The sequence below is a fragment of the Acinetobacter sp. GFQ9D191M genome (assembly GCF_011174875.1).
Classification (GTDB): domain Bacteria; phylum Pseudomonadota; class Gammaproteobacteria; order Pseudomonadales; family Moraxellaceae; genus Acinetobacter.
This window is the reverse complement of record NZ_JAALGV010000116.1, coordinates 345-596: the sequence shown is the minus strand read 5'-3', so window position 1 is coordinate 596 and position 252 is coordinate 345. Positions and strand designations below refer to the sequence as shown.

The following is a 252-nucleotide window of genomic DNA, read 5'->3' as shown; positions in this document are numbered from 1 at the left end:
TAGACCTCTTTCATAAATCATTTTTTGCTCAGTTCCAAGTTGTAGATTCCAGCGATTAAATTGAATCTCAAACCAAGCCTTTTACCTCTATTTCGATAACGCTCAGCAAGGATTTTGAAGGTTTTCAGGCTGCCAAATACATGCTCAATTCCGATTCTTCTTTTATTGATTTCTTGATTATAGATTTTCAATTCAGGATCCAATTTACAGTGTCTTTTGGCTTTTAATGGCAACAGGCTATTCGGATACAAC

The 252-nt window shown here is 35.3% G+C and carries 1 protein-coding gene; it reads right to left on the bottom strand.

Going from position 1 to position 252, the window contains the following annotated elements; all coding sequences use genetic code 11:
* Positions 1–17: 17 nt before the first annotated feature.
* On the bottom strand, positions 18–252 hold a 235-nt coding region (locus tag G5T77_RS15020), incomplete at its 5' end, for a transposase family protein (RefSeq protein WP_240904196.1).